The 15,507-nt window shown below is 55.6% G+C and carries 11 protein-coding genes and 3 pseudogenes; 5 read left to right on the top strand and 9 right to left on the bottom strand.

All coding sequences use genetic code 11. The annotated features are described in order from the left end of the window. The first annotated feature begins 461 nt into the window (after positions 1-461). A complete protein-coding gene (locus tag QN358_RS14735; RefSeq protein WP_323512820.1) occupies positions 462-1,883 on the top strand; it encodes a lipopolysaccharide biosynthesis protein in 1,422 nt (473 codons plus the stop codon). 89 nt (positions 1,884-1,972) lie between these two features. Beyond that, positions 1,973-3,010, top strand: a complete 1,038-nt coding sequence (locus QN358_RS14730) for a glycosyltransferase family 4 protein (protein WP_323512819.1) — start codon at positions 1,973-1,975, stop codon at positions 3,008-3,010. A gap of 54 nt (positions 3,011-3,064) precedes the next feature. Here QN358_RS14730 and QN358_RS14725 read toward each other — a convergent pair. From QN358_RS14725 to QN358_RS14705, 5 genes and pseudogenes are all read right to left on the bottom strand, one after another. Continuing rightward, positions 3,065-4,277, bottom strand: a pseudogene (locus QN358_RS14725) (IS3 family transposase). Positions 4,278-4,468: 191 nt separating this feature from the next. Next, on the bottom strand, positions 4,469-5,818 hold the full coding sequence (locus QN358_RS14720) for a hypothetical protein (protein WP_323512818.1): 1,350 nt from the start codon (positions 5,816-5,818) through the stop codon (positions 4,469-4,471). 45 nt (positions 5,819-5,863) lie between these two features. After that, positions 5,864-7,345 carry a sugar transferase gene (locus tag QN358_RS14715; RefSeq protein WP_323512817.1) on the bottom strand — a complete coding sequence of 494 codons (1,482 nt, stop codon included), beginning with the start codon at positions 7,343-7,345 and terminating at the stop codon, positions 5,864-5,866. Positions 7,346-7,413: 68 nt separating this feature from the next. Further along, a complete protein-coding gene (locus QN358_RS14710; RefSeq protein ID WP_323512816.1) occupies positions 7,414-8,925 on the bottom strand; it encodes a polysaccharide biosynthesis tyrosine autokinase in 1,512 nt (503 codons plus the stop codon). Between the two features lie 144 nt (positions 8,926-9,069). Continuing rightward, positions 9,070-9,660, bottom strand: coding sequence for a hypothetical protein (locus QN358_RS14705; protein ID WP_323512815.1), 591 nt, complete (start codon positions 9,658-9,660; stop codon positions 9,070-9,072). A gap of 399 nt (positions 9,661-10,059) precedes the next feature. Between QN358_RS14705 and QN358_RS14700 the strand changes: the two are divergent. Both QN358_RS14700 and QN358_RS14695 read left to right on the top strand, forming a co-directional pair. Next, a pseudogene (locus QN358_RS14700) lies at positions 10,060-10,404 on the top strand (helix-turn-helix domain-containing protein); the annotation flags it as partial. 146 nt (positions 10,405-10,550) lie between these two features. Beyond that, positions 10,551-10,865, top strand: a pseudogene (locus tag QN358_RS14695) (transposase); the annotation flags it as partial. Between the two features lie 190 nt (positions 10,866-11,055). Here the strand turns inward: QN358_RS14695 and QN358_RS18885 are convergent. Next, on the bottom strand, positions 11,056-11,253 hold the full coding sequence (locus QN358_RS18885; protein ID WP_416352002.1) for a PqqD family protein: 198 nt from the start codon (positions 11,251-11,253) through the stop codon (positions 11,056-11,058). A gap of 360 nt (positions 11,254-11,613) precedes the next feature. Between QN358_RS18885 and QN358_RS14690 the strand changes: the two genes are divergently transcribed. Further along, positions 11,614-12,534 carry a hypothetical protein gene (locus QN358_RS14690; RefSeq protein WP_323512814.1) on the top strand — a complete coding sequence of 307 codons (921 nt, stop codon included), beginning with the start codon at positions 11,614-11,616 and terminating at the stop codon, positions 12,532-12,534. Positions 12,535-12,593: 59 nt separating this feature from the next. Here the strand turns inward: QN358_RS14690 and QN358_RS18880 are convergent, their stop codons facing one another. The 3 genes from QN358_RS18880 to QN358_RS14680 form a co-directional block, all read right to left on the bottom strand. Continuing rightward, positions 12,594-13,148 carry a hypothetical protein gene (locus QN358_RS18880; RefSeq protein ID WP_416352000.1) on the bottom strand — a complete coding sequence of 185 codons (555 nt, stop codon included), beginning with the start codon at positions 13,146-13,148 and terminating at the stop codon, positions 12,594-12,596. A gap of 117 nt (positions 13,149-13,265) precedes the next feature. Next, positions 13,266-14,708: a polysaccharide biosynthesis tyrosine autokinase gene (locus QN358_RS14685; protein WP_323512813.1), complete on the bottom strand. Its 1,443-nt coding sequence runs from the start codon at positions 14,706-14,708 to the stop codon at positions 13,266-13,268. A 172-nt stretch (positions 14,709-14,880) separates the two neighbouring features. Next, positions 14,881-15,417, bottom strand: coding sequence for a hypothetical protein (locus tag QN358_RS14680; protein WP_136642360.1), 537 nt, complete (start codon positions 15,415-15,417; stop codon positions 14,881-14,883). Positions 15,418-15,507 lie beyond the last annotated feature (90 nt).

The following is a 15,507-nucleotide window of genomic DNA, read 5'->3' as shown; positions in this document are numbered from 1 at the left end:
GCCGGCAGCGCCGCCCGCGTTGCGTCTCGGGGGCGGGGAGATGTGTATAAGCGCCAGCCGCTGTAGGGGGGGGGCTGGTCAGGCCACAAATACGTCCTTCTGGATCGTCACCAAGCCCAAACCGCTCTTATCCGACAACGAACCGATGCGAAATGCGAACGCAACATGCATAGTGAGAAACTGGCTCTGGAGTAGTTCGAGGCAACCAATCTGGGCACTATTCTGAGACCCACGTAGGCTACCAATGATCGCGGAGGACCCGGGTTCCGGTTGCCGGCCAAAATTCGTCCGCTCGTGAATCGTGACTATCAATCGGGGAAATTTTTGATGCTTAGCTCGATCTCCCAATTCGTCGCCGACTCAATCTTCGGCAGCACAATCTCGACTGTAATCTCTGCGAATCGCCCCGCAAGTTGACTCAAACAACCCCACCCATCTCAGGGCACGGCGCCGCGCGTGCAGTGACCATCACCCTAGGCGGCCAATGGCTACGCTATGTGATTCAAATTGCCACCCTAGTTCTACTGTCCCGACTCTTGTCGGCAGCAGACTATGGAGTGATGGCCATGGTCACCGCGGTTGTTGGAGTTGCCGGAATTATCGGTGACTTCGGGCTTTCAATGGCTGCTATACAGCGAGTAGATCTGAATCGACGCCAAGCGTCAAACCTATTTTGGATTAACGTTGCAATCGGCGGGCTTCTCGGGTTGGGAGTTCTGCTGATCGGCCCGCTGCTTGTCAGCTTTTACCATGAGCCGGCCCTAGCAGGAATATGCGCAGTTATGGCCCCGACATTCCTGCTGTCAGGCATAAGCGCCCAGTTCCGAGCAGAGACGACCCGTTCTTTGAAGTTTCGTTGGCTTTCGATTGTCGATGTGTCGGCGCAGGCAGCTGGGCTCGTCGTTGCCGCGTCGATTGCTTTCGCAGGTGGTGGTTATTGGGCCCTCGTGTCTATGCAAGTCACGCTTTCAGTTGCGAATCTGGTTCTATTGACCATTGCCAGTGGCTGGCGCCCTTTATTACCTCAACGAACTGGAGGAATGAAAAGCTTGCTGACATTTGGAGGCAGCACAGTCGCAACACAGGCTGTCAACTACACCAGCTCCAATCTGGACTACGTACTGATTGGACGCGACTGGGGTTCGGCTGATTTAGGTGTTTACACCCGTGCCTTCCAAATTTTTGCCCTACCACTTGACCAACTCGCGGCCCCGCTCACTCGAGTTGCCCTCCCAATCCTGTCGCGCCTCAGCGATTCCGCCCAGTACATCCGTTACATACGACGATCACAGCTCGTCCTCTCGTACCTTCTAGTTGGCGTGTTAGCAGGGTGCGCAAGCACGGCCGCTCCGCTCTTATCGGTGGTCTTGGGTCCGCAATGGGTCGGTGGAGCAATCTACCTTCAGATTCTCGCGATTGGCGGCACTTTTCAGGCATTAGGGTACGTGTATTACTGGATCTTTCTGTCTAAGGGAAAGATGGCCATTCTGTTCTGGTGCGAGTTGTCAGGGAGGCTGTTGATGGTCGGCATGCTCATCGTTTTGGTTCCACTGAGCCCGGTATTTGCTGCGATCTCGGTCTCGAGCGGTCTCTTCGCAATCTGGTTGACTGTGTCGATCCTAGGGCTACGCCGAGTAGACATTCCATTTATGAAAATCACTGCACCGGCAATCCGACCCCTGACTCTTTACACGACGATGTACATCGTTGTCCAGCTTGCGCGACTCGGATTGGAGTCTGCCCACATCACGGATCCCCTTACCACGTTCATTACTCTTGCTCTTGTCTGCGTGGCGTGGGTTAGCCTTTCGCTTTTCTTCCGACCAATAAAAAATGACATCGCGACGATCGTGTCGACAGCGAAGCTCGTTCGTAAATTGTGAGATGTGCTGAATTGCGGTGTGACGTGCGGGTATACGAATGATGTCAATGCTCACGTTTACATCGCGAACATAGAAAGATACACACAATAATGGACACTGACGAGTTTCGACCAACACGTGTCGTTGTGGCGTACCCACAACATGTCAGCCATCTTGAATGGGCCACACGTTATCAACAACAGCTAGTTCCTGACGCCTGGCCATATGGGCTGAACCGCCTCGCTTTGGAACCCGCCATCGAATTGATTGGCTGCACGGTCAAGCGACCGAGTCTCGCAAACACAATCCGCGCATCCTTCGTAATAAGCCACGGCTCCGGCGGTAGTGACACTACCGCAATGGCTTGGGATGAAATGACCGCGATTCAAATGATGGGACAGATACCTGCCCGGACTCGAATGGCTGGCGTAATTTGGGCCACCGATCCGGCAACAGGCTTCAAAGATCGTGTCAAAAGGTACCTGTCACTACGAGCGCTGAAACAGTTAGACGGGCTCTGGTGCCTGACCAAACCGCAAGTCGAAGAACTAGAGAAGTTATTGGGTCCGGATTCACCGAAAATTCACCATCTTCCTTTCGGAATCGATAGTGACTTTTTTGATTTCACCCCTTACCCGACTACACCGCTTGTCGTCAGCGCCGGCGGTGATAGGGATCGAGACATGGCAACGCTCTTCGAGGCCCTGGAAATTGTACATGTCGATAATCCTGGATCTGAAATAATAGTTCAAAGTAGCTCAAATATTGAGCCGCCCCAAGGAGTCACAGTCATTCCACGACTGAGCCACTCGGATCTGCGCCAGCTCTACAGGAGAGCGACTGTTGTTGCAATCGCCACCCGGCACAACAATCACGCGTCTGGAATGACAGTCGGCCTCGAAGCCGCCGCTACAGGTCGGCCCGTGGTCGCAACCCGCACCCCTGGAATGAATGAATACGTCGCGAACGAGGCTACTGGGTTGCTTGTTCAACCTGGGGATTCCAAAGGTTTCGCCGATTCGATCACCCACCTCCTAAGGAACCCAACTCTCGCCGCGCAATACGGGCGCGACGGGCGAAAAAAAGTAGAGGCCGGCCATACCACCGCCCTAATGGCGCGGAGGTTAGCTCAGATTCTTTTGTCATGACTCCGGGCGACAGCTACTGTCGGGTCTGCTGCACGAGTAGGTGACAGTTTCTAGTCACGCAGCCAGTGCGGCTGGCGTGTTCATGATGGCCTCGAATTCGATCGGGGTCAAACGGCCGAGGCGCGGCTGTCGGCGTCGACGGTGGTAGGTCCGTTCGATCCACGTCACGATCGCGAGGCGCAGCTGCTCCCGGGTGGTCCAAGAGCGTCGGTTCAGGACGTTCTTCTGCAGCAGGCTGAAGAAGCTCTCCATCGCGGCGTTGTCGCCGCACGAGGCGACCCGACCCATCGATCCGACCAGGTCATGGCGGGCGAGTGCGCGGAGGAACTTCCGGCTCCGAAATTGGGAGCCTCGGTCGCTGTGAACCACACAGCCGGCGATGTCACCGCGGCGCGCGGCGGCGTTGTCGAGTGCATTCACGGCGAGGCTGGACTTCATTCGTGAATCTATCGAGTAGCCGACGATCCGGTTCGAGAACACGTGGCGGTTTCAAGGAGCCAGTCCTTAATCGCGCAGAGATAGAGCTTTCCTTCCGCGGTTTTGTGTTCGGTGATGTCCGTGAGCCATAACCGGTTCGGCCGGTCGGCAGCGAACTCGTGGCGGATGCGTCCCTTGTCGTCGGTGACGGTGCAGAGGTCGTCGTGGACGGCAGGGCCGGGTTTCTTGCCGTTCTTCGTGCGCTTCTTCCCGAACGCGCTCCACCACCCGTTCTCTGACGCGATCCGCCACGCGGTCCGGTCAGCCATCGCCTCGCCGGCATCGCAGGCCTCGTCAGCGAGCAACCGGTACCCGAACTCAAGATCATCCTTGTGCGCGTCGAACAACGCATCCGCGCGATACGCCACGACCACCTCGGCGGGCGTGACAGGGTCACGAAGCCACCGGTAGTAGGGCTGGCGAGAGAGCGTGAGTACCCGACACGCCACCGCGACAGGAATCCCTGAGACGGCGAGCTCTGTCACGAGCGGGTAGAACCTTTTCCCGGCAGATTCGCCTGCGACAGGTACGCCGCCGCCAACCGCAACACCTCGTTCTCGTGCTCCAGCAGCCGAATGCGTTTGCGTGCCTCACGCAGCTCCGCCGCCTCGGTCCCGGTCTGACCGGGCCTGTCGCCCACATCGATCGCGCCGCGCTGCAACCACTTCTGCAACGTCATCGAGTGAACCCCGAAGTCCTTCGCGACCTGCTCGATCGTCACAGCAGGCTCACGGTTCCTCGCGACACGCACAACGTCATCACAGAACTCTCTCGGATAAGGCTGAGGCACAACAACATCCTTCCAGGCTGCCCTCACCGGGCAAGCCAACTCAGATGTCACCTATCCGTGCACCAGACCCGTCGGTTGATTAGGCCGGCTGCACAGCTTGACTGTCTACTAGCCGGTGAAATCCGTCTTCAAGTGAGGACGAGCCAGATTCGTGGATGGAACCACCGAGCCTGAGCTCTCCCTTCGTCGCTTTAGCCAGCCTGATTGCCCCTTGGGACCAACTTGCTCGGCATCGCATTTTTTGTTTCGTTCACCCCATTTGTTTCAGACTGCTCAGCCCTCAGGGCCACGAAGCCGAGCCCAACCGCAAGCCACAAAGTGTAAGACGCCGAGCCGTCCTGCAAGGTTGGAAGGACGATCTGACTAACTAACGAACCAGCTATCGCAGCTAGAGCGGTGAAGGACAATAGGTTACGACCACTATACGATTTCGCAGCCAAGTAGAGAAGTAAGGCGATATAGAGGACCATTACGAGCAGCCCAGCCTCAAGCCCCAAGACCAACCAGTAGCTCTCAACAAGAATTGGTGATGAAGTGAACAAGGCCGCGCGAGGCCCAACCTGACCCACGCCCGCCCCAAACAAACTGCTAATCAGTTTTGGAATCGACTCCGCAAAGCTAACCGCATGCCCCTGCGCCGACAAGTCGGTTGCGCCGGCATCGCTGCTAAGCAAATTAGTCGTGATCGAGAGAAATCCTACGAGCGCAGCGGCGCCAGCAGTGACCACGCCGATAAGTGCCGAGCCGGCTCCTGCTCGAGACAACCACCGGATCACCACGACGACTGCAACGATGCCGAGGCCGATCAAACCACTTCGAGATTGAGATAGAGAGATAGCAACAATTGGAAGAATTGATAAGACAATTCGAGTCTTCAATTTCCAATCAGAGCGACAACAGATAATGGCGATAAAAATCACCATCGCCAAAGCCATTTCGTTTGGTCCGGTGTAGGGGCTAAACGCTCGCGGAACGACGCTGCCCTGGGAAAAGAGCGAGGCGGGGAATTCTGCGCCTGATGCAAGCGGAAAAATCTTCAGCGTGAATAGCCAAGCGAGTCCAAGGCTGTAGGTATAGATCGCCACAAGTGCTGCTATCTGCGCGACAAAAGCGACTAGTTTTGATATTGAAACACTCGATCTTTCAGTGATGACGCCAGGCACCACAATGAGCATCAAGAGGGGCAGGTAGTCGTTACGGATACCGTAAAGCGCCTGTTGAACATTCGGTGTTTGCAGGCTGGAGGCTATCGCGAGCAACAGGATGGTTATTACAAAGGCAACAATCGGGACGGGCACACGTGCCAATTTTGTCTTCGAGAAGATCACTACGACAAATAGGATCAGCAGAATCGAGTCTTTGACTGCCCCAAACACAATACCCGGCGTTCCGCCGCCTAAAAGCTGTGAACCAAGACTGTTGAATGGTAGGTACACCACCAGAATTGCGACGCCCAGCCAGGGGCGACGAAGTATAAACGTCAAGGCAATTATGCCTACAAAAAATACGAGTATCCCTGTGCTGAAATCACTGCCAGACAATTTTTATTTCCAAGCTATTTAGTGGACCGAATCGGCGAGTCAGCGCTAATACGCACCTTCACTTCCTAACACAGCTCGCGCTGTCTTGAATAGGATTTGTAGGTCAGTGAGCATGGACCAATTCTCGACGTAATACAGATCCAGTCGCACCGAATCCTCCCACGATAGATTCGACCGTCCACTAACTTGCCACAGACCCGTAATGCCGGGCTTCATTAGAAATCGACGATGCACATGGGACTCGTAGAGGTCTACTTCCCTCTGCAGTGGCGGACGAGGGCCCACGAGTGACATATCGCCCCTGACAACATTCAAAAGTTGGGGTAGCTCGTCGAGACTGAATCGGCGCAGAACCTTGCCGATGGGCGTAATTCGGGGGTCGTCTTTCATTTTAAATAAAATAGAGTTGCCCTCAGTTCGATTTTCATCCTGAAGTGCCTTCAACTTAGCTTCCGCATCCGTGACCATGGACCGAAACTTCAGCATGCTGAAGGTCGAGCCATTCAGGCCGACCCGTTCTTGCCTGAAGAAGATGTCTCCCGGGGAAGTGAGCCTGATCACCAGCGCGACACAGAAAAATACGGGTGAGAGAATGAGAAGCAGAGCGCCAGCAGATAGCACGTCCAATAGCCGTTTCTGGTAACGCTTGTAGCCCTCATATCGCGCCGTTTCCACATGGATGAGAGGCAGGCCCGCTACCGGGCGCGTATGTATTCGCGGTCCGCCGATGTCGGTGAGACTCGGTGCCACCACGAGGTGCTGTCGCCCCGGTTCCAGAGACCAGCTCAACGCCCTCACCTTGTCAGGCGGCAAATTATCCGAGTTCGTAATTACAACGGTGTCGGCATCGAACACTTTCATCGCCTCAAGCACGTCGTCAACACCCCCGAAGACCAAAATGTCCGTTCCTGGGAGCTGGTCTCCAGCCGTAACGTTTGACACACACGCAGCCACGACAAGGTACCCGGCGTAAGGATGACGAGCGAGTTCTCGGGCCGTGTGCAGAACCGACGTGTCCGAACCGACCAGCACAACGCGAGCCGCGAATTCGCCTCGCAGACGGCGCCCGTTCAACCACTTGCGCCAAAGCCAGCGTGACACAAGTATCCCGACGGTCCCCAGTGGGAAAGCCATGATGAAGTATCCTCGGCTAAAGTCAACCTGGAAAAGAAAAGCGATTATAGCGAACATACCGAAAAGCCGGAGGCTAGCGTCTGTCACAACCTTATATTCCGCAGAACCGGTTCCTATGATTCGGTCGCCACGGGAACCATAGACTCCAAGAATTCCGCTCCAGGCCAGCACCAAAATGACCGAAACTTCGGTGTAGCTAATCATAGAAGTCGGGCCACTGTGCCATATGCTCAAGCCTCTATCGAGAATTCCGAACCATGCTAGCTGAGTACCAAAGACAGCTACCAATATCACCAACAAATCGGTCATTCGTAACCGCGATGAATAAATTGAACGCCAGTCGCGTCGCGCTGCCGCCTGGGAAGCCGTACGCCTGTCCTCTTCAGCTAACATAGCCACTCCCCCGAACCTTCACCGCTACTTAGTTGCGTAATTAAGATGTTCGCAGGTCAGGTCGCGCTCTACATGCGCGAAGTGCTGCCTTTTCGCTCTATTTCCCGTTGCTCTTCTTGCCGGTTCTCGTTCTGACGAAGGCGACGAGACTTTCGACTCTCACCATTTTTCTCCTCACCGTCATAACCATAGCCATAGCCATAGGCATAGCCATAGCCATAGCCATACTTGCCCGACCCGTATGCGTCCGGGCCCTTCACAGGCATCATGGTTAGGACGATCCCTGCAACCTTGGAACCCACGTTCTTCAGAGCCAAGATAGACCCCTTTAGTTGCCCCCGGTGGGCTCGTCCCGCCGCGACCATGACAAGAGCCCCCCCAGTGTGGATTGAAAGAATCGCCGCGTCAGTAACGGGAAGCAACGGAGGGGCGTCGAAGATCACCAAATCGTACCGATTCTCCAACTCACCGATTAACGCGATCATCGAATTGGAACCTAAGAGTTCGCTCGGGTTCGGCGGAATACGTCCAGCCGGCAACACAAACAGATCGTGCACCCCCCAACGTTGAAGAACGTCGTCGACGTTAGCTCGACCAACCAAAACATCGGTGAGGCCGGCGCCTCCTTCGAGACCCAGGTAGTCGGCAACTTTCGGCTTGCGGAGATCTGCGTCGATGAGCACGACCCTCGTTCCTGCAGACGCCGCAACTATTGCCAGATTGACCGCCGACGTACTTTTTCCTTCGCCCGGAATCGATGACGTTACGACGAAACTACGACGCGCATTTCCGCTGCCGATAAATTGGAGATTTGTGCGAAGTGTCCTGAACGATTCCGCTCGAGGACTTCTCGGATGGTCGTGGACCACAAGCGGTCGCGTTGAAGCTTTCGGATCGAAAGCCACTGCTCCAAGAATAGGAGCATCGGTTATCTGCTCAATGTCGTGCTCGCTCCTGATGCGGGTGTCTAGCGTCTGAGTCACAACCGCAAGAATGAGCCCCAATACCAGGCCAATTACAGCGCCAAGAGGAATATTCACTTTGGTACTAGGAGAGTACGGTTCGCTAGGAACCATTGCTTGCTGCAGCACCGTGATCTTCACGGGTGAAACGCCCTGAGCGTCGACTGGAACAATCTTGCTGACGACATTCTCGAAACTCGTCGATAGCGAGTTCGCAATATCAGCGGCGCGTGTCGGAGATCCATCTGAAACGTCTATCTCCACCACTACCGTGCCGCTTGCAATTGAAGCCGAAACTCGAGTTGCTAGTTCCGATGCGGTGGTCTGAAGGCCGAGGCTATCAATCACTGGTTGCAAGACCACAGGGGTTGCAACGATATCCGCATAGGACTTCACCTGATTCTGGGCAAAACTGCTACCTTGGCTCAAATCGGCCACTGTTCCGGCCGACTGAATCGACACGAACACTTTGCTAAATGCCTGATACTTCGGCACGGCCGTGATCGAGACGATCGATGCCACCGCGACTCCGACGCACACACATACGACAATTAGTACCCACCCCTTACGCAATATGCGAAAGTAGTCCCTTATCTCCAATGTGTGTGCCTCTCTCATACTTGCCACTCATTACCGATGCTCCACGTGAGCGTCTTAACCGAATGGCCCGAATCTCACCTAACTCTATGAACGTTTCGAATGAGTTACGAACAAAATGGCACATCCGCGACTCCCAAAGACCGGAAGCACACCTCGTCGATGTCAGAAAGATTTTGCTAGGGAGAGGACGCGTACGGTTGGCTCTACAGCCGAGATTATTTCAGCAACTGCCTGTGCGTATGTTTCACGATCCTTCTTGTATGGATCGATTATGTCGTATTCCGAAGCATCCATGGGAACAGGCAAATATGCTTTCTGACGAGAAACGGCAGATATCAGTTTCGCGATGCCCTCACCAGCGGTCTTGCTGTTTGTTAACTCGTTAAGTTCCTCCTCGCCGATGACGCTGCTTAGCCGCGCGAATTCACGCAGCGTGAACGTTTTCCCGACTGCCGACGGCAGGAGCTCAACGATGTGGCGACGCTGGTCCCTCGTCATCGCCAAAATCAGATCGGCTTCTCTCAAGTTCCCTTCCACCAAATAGGAAGATTTATGGGAGGAAGGGTCCAGGCCATTCTCGACAGAAAGTCGTTCCATTTCAGCAGTCATTGAATAGTCCTTGCCCGCGATCGTGCCAGCGCTAGCAATAGAAAAATTGCCAACCTTGGTCAATCGATCGCGTAGGAGAAACTCGGCAAACGGCGACCTGCAAATATTTCCGCTACACACTGTGAGAATTCTGACGCCATCCATGGGCCGCAAATCCTTTCTCCTGCCTGCGCCACTCCCGCTAACACACGGATCTGTGGCGCTCATCTTCGACCTAGACATAACGTAACAATAAGTATGCGGACCAGGCTACCGACGAGTCTCAGACCTGCGGGAAACCGCAATCCCGCGCCACGCACGTCGGAACTCGATCAACGACGCCGTTGAGGCAACCTAGGGGCTCTCCCCACGGAGGTTGTGTGCGTGGCGTGAGTTAGAACGGTGAGGACCTCCGGTATCAGTTGGGTTACCACACCCAATTGATACCACGGAGGCCGTCATCTCTCACGTTACTCATCTCAACGCCCCGTTGACGCCCGAGGCACGGCTGAAACAGGTCGAATTGGTCTTGAGGGCGGCTGGGTCTGAGCTCGCGTCGCTGAACGTCTCCGGGTTTCCCGCGGAACTGTATCGAAATGGGTGCGTCGTTACCGAGCCCAGGGCCTGGCAGTGCTCATCGACGCATCATCACGGCCGCACCATTCGCCGGGCAGGACAGCGCAGCGCACCGAACGGCGGATCTTGGCGTTGCAGTTTACGAAACGGCGGGGACCGCACCGCATCGGCTACCACCTCCGCCTGCTGCAATCGACGGTCTCGAAAGTGTTGGCACACTACCGAGCACCCCTGCGTGGCCATATCGATCTGAACACTGGGCTGGCAGTACGTAAACCCAAGCTGACTGCGACGAACATCTCAATCCCGGCGATCTGGTCCACATTGATTTGAAGAAACTCGGCCGGATCCCCGACGGTCGTGGTTGGCGAACACTGGGCCTGCAGGCGGGACGGGAGAACAAGAAGAAGAACACCCCCGTCGGGCATACGCTCCTGCACTCCACATCGATGACCACTCCCGGCTGGTGTACTCAGAGATCCAATCACCTCGACAACGCGCGAGCTGACATCCTCGCCTTCACATCGTTCCCGGAAGGACTCTGGCAGCAGATCTGGTCCAACAACCCCAACGAACGCCTTAACAGGGAAATCCGTCGTCGACTCGACTCCGTTGGCACCTTCCCCAACCGCGACGCGATCATCCGCCTCGTCGGCGCGGTCCTCGCCGAGCAGACCGATGAATGGGCCGAGGTCCGCCGCCGCCTAGACCTCGACATCCTCGCCAAAATCCGCCTCACCCTGGCACCCGACAACGGAAACGAGACGACAGAACAAACACTCGCCCTCAGCGCAAAACCAACAAAACCAAAGGATCCACCGCTACACCACCACCACCAGGGACTTGACCCTTCCAAACGCCGCACACTCGATCGCGCGCTCGTCATTATCCTGGCTCTCATTCACCACGAGGATTTGGGCGAGCTTTGGGCGAGTCCAACCGGACTCGTTGAGAAAGCGAAATTGGCGCAAGACCGACAAGAATTCACGCTTTCCATTCTGAGGTTGCGACTATCAGGCCACGAGCATAGAGATCACCGAGGAATGCAATCACATCTTCCATGACGTCGTCCGGAGAAGCTCCGAATTTCACCGACATCGTTCTCGCGATATCGAAATTCGACTTGACACCGTCAACGCACAGCCATATTTCAAGGCCGGTACCCTCTAAAATGACAGGCATGCCGCCGGTGCACCACGATGGGCCCAAGCCAATTAGAGCTGCCCTGTCTCTCGATTCAACCCAAGCTATCGTGGGCGATCTCTCGCACACCGAACTACTAAACGTAATTCCCAGAAACCATCGCCTCCTCAATTCTGTCGAACCGGATGAAGACTAAAACCGGCTTCCGCAACACACAAAGCTTTCGAGGCGACGAATCGGTGAGATCAGGGCGGGACCCTCCAGGTGTTCATCCATCGGATTCAGCGACCGGGGCCCACCACGGCACCACCAGCGGATCTGCCTGACCTAAGTAAAGCGCAACTTCGACAAGAACGCGCGCGCTATGTTGATATTCCGTCTGATTATGGAGAGTACGGCTTGAGCGACTCGCGAGAAAAGCAATTGCGTATTAGTGAAGCGGTTGATCTGGCGCACGCGTTAGTTGCCAGCGTCGCCGAACAGGCTGGCATTCGCGCCCTTTTCATCAAGGGACCAATCTCGCAACGTCTCGGCCTCCGACCGACACGACAATCTTCAGACGTTGATGCTCTCGTCGACCCAGAACGGCGCGACGAAATCGTCGCCGATTTAGTGCGCCTCGGTTGGCACAAACGGACAATGTGGGAGGAGGGCCACCTCTTCCCACTCCACGCAGTGAATCTGATTCACAGCGAGTGGCCGTGCGACTTGGATCTTCACGACCGCTACCCGGGCTTCTTTCGTGAGAAACAAGAGGCGTTTGAAATTCTTTGGCACCACAAGTTCGAAGCTCGTATAGCGAACAAAGACGTTTTTGCCCCAGATCTTGTAGCGAGTTCACTAATCGCAGCGGCCCATTCTGCGAGGCATCCGAATCAGAGCCGAACCAAATCAGAATTCCCGTTTCTGCTTGCCGCAGTCCGCAATGAATTCACAGCGGAGCAACGCACAGAAGTAGTCGCGATGGCAGGTGAATTGAGAGCTCTAGAGACACTCCGAATGTTCCTTCGGGAAGCCGGGGCCGATACCGATATAAAGGACCTAACAAGCGGTGAGCGGCGCCTGTGGCGGATGTCAATAGCTGACGACTCAAGGTCGCTCGGGTGGCTTCTCCAAATTGGATTAGCTTCTTGGCACGAGCGTCCGGGATTGGTCCTGCGTGCTCTTATTCCCAGCAGCGAGCAGATGCGCGCAATACACCCTGAAACAGGCCCCGGCCGCTCGGGGTTGTGGTGCGCCCGGCTGAAACGTTTGTTCCACGGAACCAAGGCTGTTCCTCGTGCTATCGCCCATTATCTCGGGAACCGAAACGCTAAATAGGGCACCAACACCCTCTCCACCTATGTGAGTCGTTCGCCTAGGCCCCAAAGTTGTGATCTTTATCGTTGGCGTCGCGGTCGAAAAAATGGAGACAAAAGATCAATGCTCCTGCTTATTGCAAGCCCAACCTCTGAGTGAATGGCGTCCGACTTTCGAAAAGGGTCGCTTATGTCAGAATCGGCCAATTTTAGCCGGCTTCGTATACTAGCCGCCCGAAGTACACCGTTTCGGCGCTCAGCATCGGAGGAAGACCAGTCTGAGATCGGTCTCAGTATTTCGTCCACTCCGAAGGCAAACTCACGCAATACAAAGACACGGCTGAGCAGCATCGGGTAGCGCCCTAATAACTCAATTTGGTGGGCTCGCGTCATAGTGAGAATCAAATCTTGTCGTTCAATTGCGACGCCACTTACCTTTCGACTCCGCGCCTCGTCTGGAACACCTCCATGCAACACCGACTGCTGCGCGGATGAAGAATCCATTGGGACACCGTCAACAGTATTCAGTCCAGCACTCGCGATTGAGACCGGGGGACCAGAATCGACTGTGACCCGGGCCCTAAGTAGTTGCTCAGCCATTGGGGACCGGCATATATTTCCAGTGCAGACGAACAATACGGAGAAATGGCCTGTGAGCGGTCTACGAACCTGTGATCCGGACCGAGCCCGCTCCGACCTCCGAGAAGAGGTTATCTTCGACGGAACAGCGTGGTTTCCGCTCGAATCATTCAACTAGCGAAAATCCGACCCAGTTCGAAACGGCACCACGTTGTTCACGACCGCAGATGCTTCTTCAACGGTGACACGCCTCGTGGCGTGTTTAGTCTTACCGTCCGTACCGTAATATGCAGCAGCGTAGTACCCGTAGCCTCGCCCAATGGCACCCTTCGTTGGCACTCGATTGAGGATTACCCCAAGGGTTTTTCCACTCGTTTTGGCAATGTTCGCCAACGCCTTCTGAAGCTCGTCCGAAGTTGTTTTTCCAGCGGATATCACCACAATCGCTCCGTCGGTACGGGCCGCCAACACCGCCGCATCAGTGACCGGAAGCAACGGCGGGGCATCTACGAGAACGATGGCATCTCGCGCAAGCTCGTGCAACAAAATATTCATACCTTGAGATCCAAGCAATTCACTTGGGTTTGGTGGAATGGACCCCGCACCCAGAATTAAAAGATTACCCGACGAGCCCCATGGCTGCAGAACATCCTGAATCTCCGCCTTACCTATAAGGAGATCGGTAATCCCTACACCAGGCACCAACCCGAACGCAGTCGTAACCGATGGCTTCCGTAAGTCGCCGTCAACCACGACAACCTTCTGCCCCGCCGCCGCCAATGTTACTGCGAGGTTCGCAGTGACAGTCGATTTTCCATCGTTAGGCAAAGGCGAAGTGACGACAATAATCCGGGGCGGGTCGTCTACATTCATAAACTGTAAATTGGTTCTCAATTCGCGCAAGGCCTCAGCCAGAGCATGCTGCCCAGACTCGGTCACATAGTCAGCGCCGTCCGCTTCGGGCACTATGCGATGCTCGTCACTCAGGCGCTTGTCGGTCGGCAAGGTGCCAATCACAGACAAGCCAAATTGCCGTTCGACCGCTTCGACAGTGCGAATCCGTCGATCGAGCAAATTTCTTACGATAGCGTAAGCGAGGCCGAGAATCAGACCCACCAGTAAGCCAATGGCTACAGTCAGTCGCACGTTTGGGAATATTGGGCTTGCTGGCACAATCGCAGATTCGACGGGCACCAGGAAAATTCCGTCACCATCCGTGGCGGCTGCACCCGGGGCGATGCTTTGCGCTTCAATAATTTTGATCTGGGCGGCAAGTCCACTGATCCAGGCATCTGCGAGCGTCTTGGCACCGTCCGCCGTCGACGCCCTCGCGGTAACGGCTATAGTCGGTGTGTCCTTGACGTTAGTGACGCTAATATTTCCGACTAGGTCCTCCGGCGAAGTTGTCAGGCCGAGCGCCGTAATCACAAGTTGAGCGACCGCTCTTGACTCACCAACTTGGACGTATGTAGTAGCTTTCGATTTTGATAAGGAGTCGCCGACGGCATTGGAACCAATGTCCCCATTTGACTGCAAAGACACAATTCCACTGGAGTTTGCCGAATACACCTTCGCCTGCGTGAAGGTCCAGCCAAAGGCGACCAACCCGCCAACCACAGCAATTAGAACTATTCCAATCCAGTGCGCTCGGAGTACGCGAACGTAGTCAGATATCTCCAAAAGCTTTCCCTAATGTGTTTGCGGTCTAAACCGAGCATAGGCCGACTAGCCGACTAGGGCCGCAGTTTATCGAACTGCGGCCCTAGTCGGCTTCTAAGCCAATACTTGGCTAGTTGGTGGCGACCGAGGTGCCGCTCACGTTGTCGTTGTCAGACTCGAGGGAGACGCTGATCTGCGGCTTGTTCGTGCCGGTCCATTTGACGGTGGGAATGGTGACGGTGGTGCCATCGGCGATCGGTGCGTGAGTGAAGACCAAGGTGCCTGCACTGCTCGACGACTGGATCCAGCCCTGCGCGGTGAATCCGGCGGTGTCGGGCGGGCTCATGGTCCATGAACCGGTCGTGCGCCACGCGAAGGTCAGCGTGAGGTTGCCCGACGTGGTCGTGGTGCCGGCAGCGTTGTAGTTCATGTAGCCGCCGCTGTAGGTGGCCGTGCGCACGGTGGCGCCCTGAACGACACCGATGCTGCCGCCGACGGCTGCGGTCGGCAGAGTGACCGAGGCCGCCTGCGCGGGAGATGCTACAGCGAGTGCAATGACGGGAACTGACCATGCTGCACCAAGAGCAACCTGGCGACGGCTGAGGCCACGCTTCGGCTCGGCATCAACCACGGAGTCTGACAGTGGAGCTTCGTTTTTGGAGTTCACGAGCGTGACCTTTCATTTGAGACGTGCCAGAAGGAATAGAAATCATTCGCCACACGCCCTCAAGTGCGACGAGAATTTCCAAATCACAAC

It is taken from the genome of Subtercola sp. RTI3 (assembly GCF_035018625.1).
GTDB lineage: Bacteria > Actinomycetota > Actinomycetes > Actinomycetales > Microbacteriaceae > Subtercola > Subtercola vilae.
Note: the sequence above shows the minus strand (reverse complement) of the source record. Positions and strands in the feature narration are given on the sequence as shown.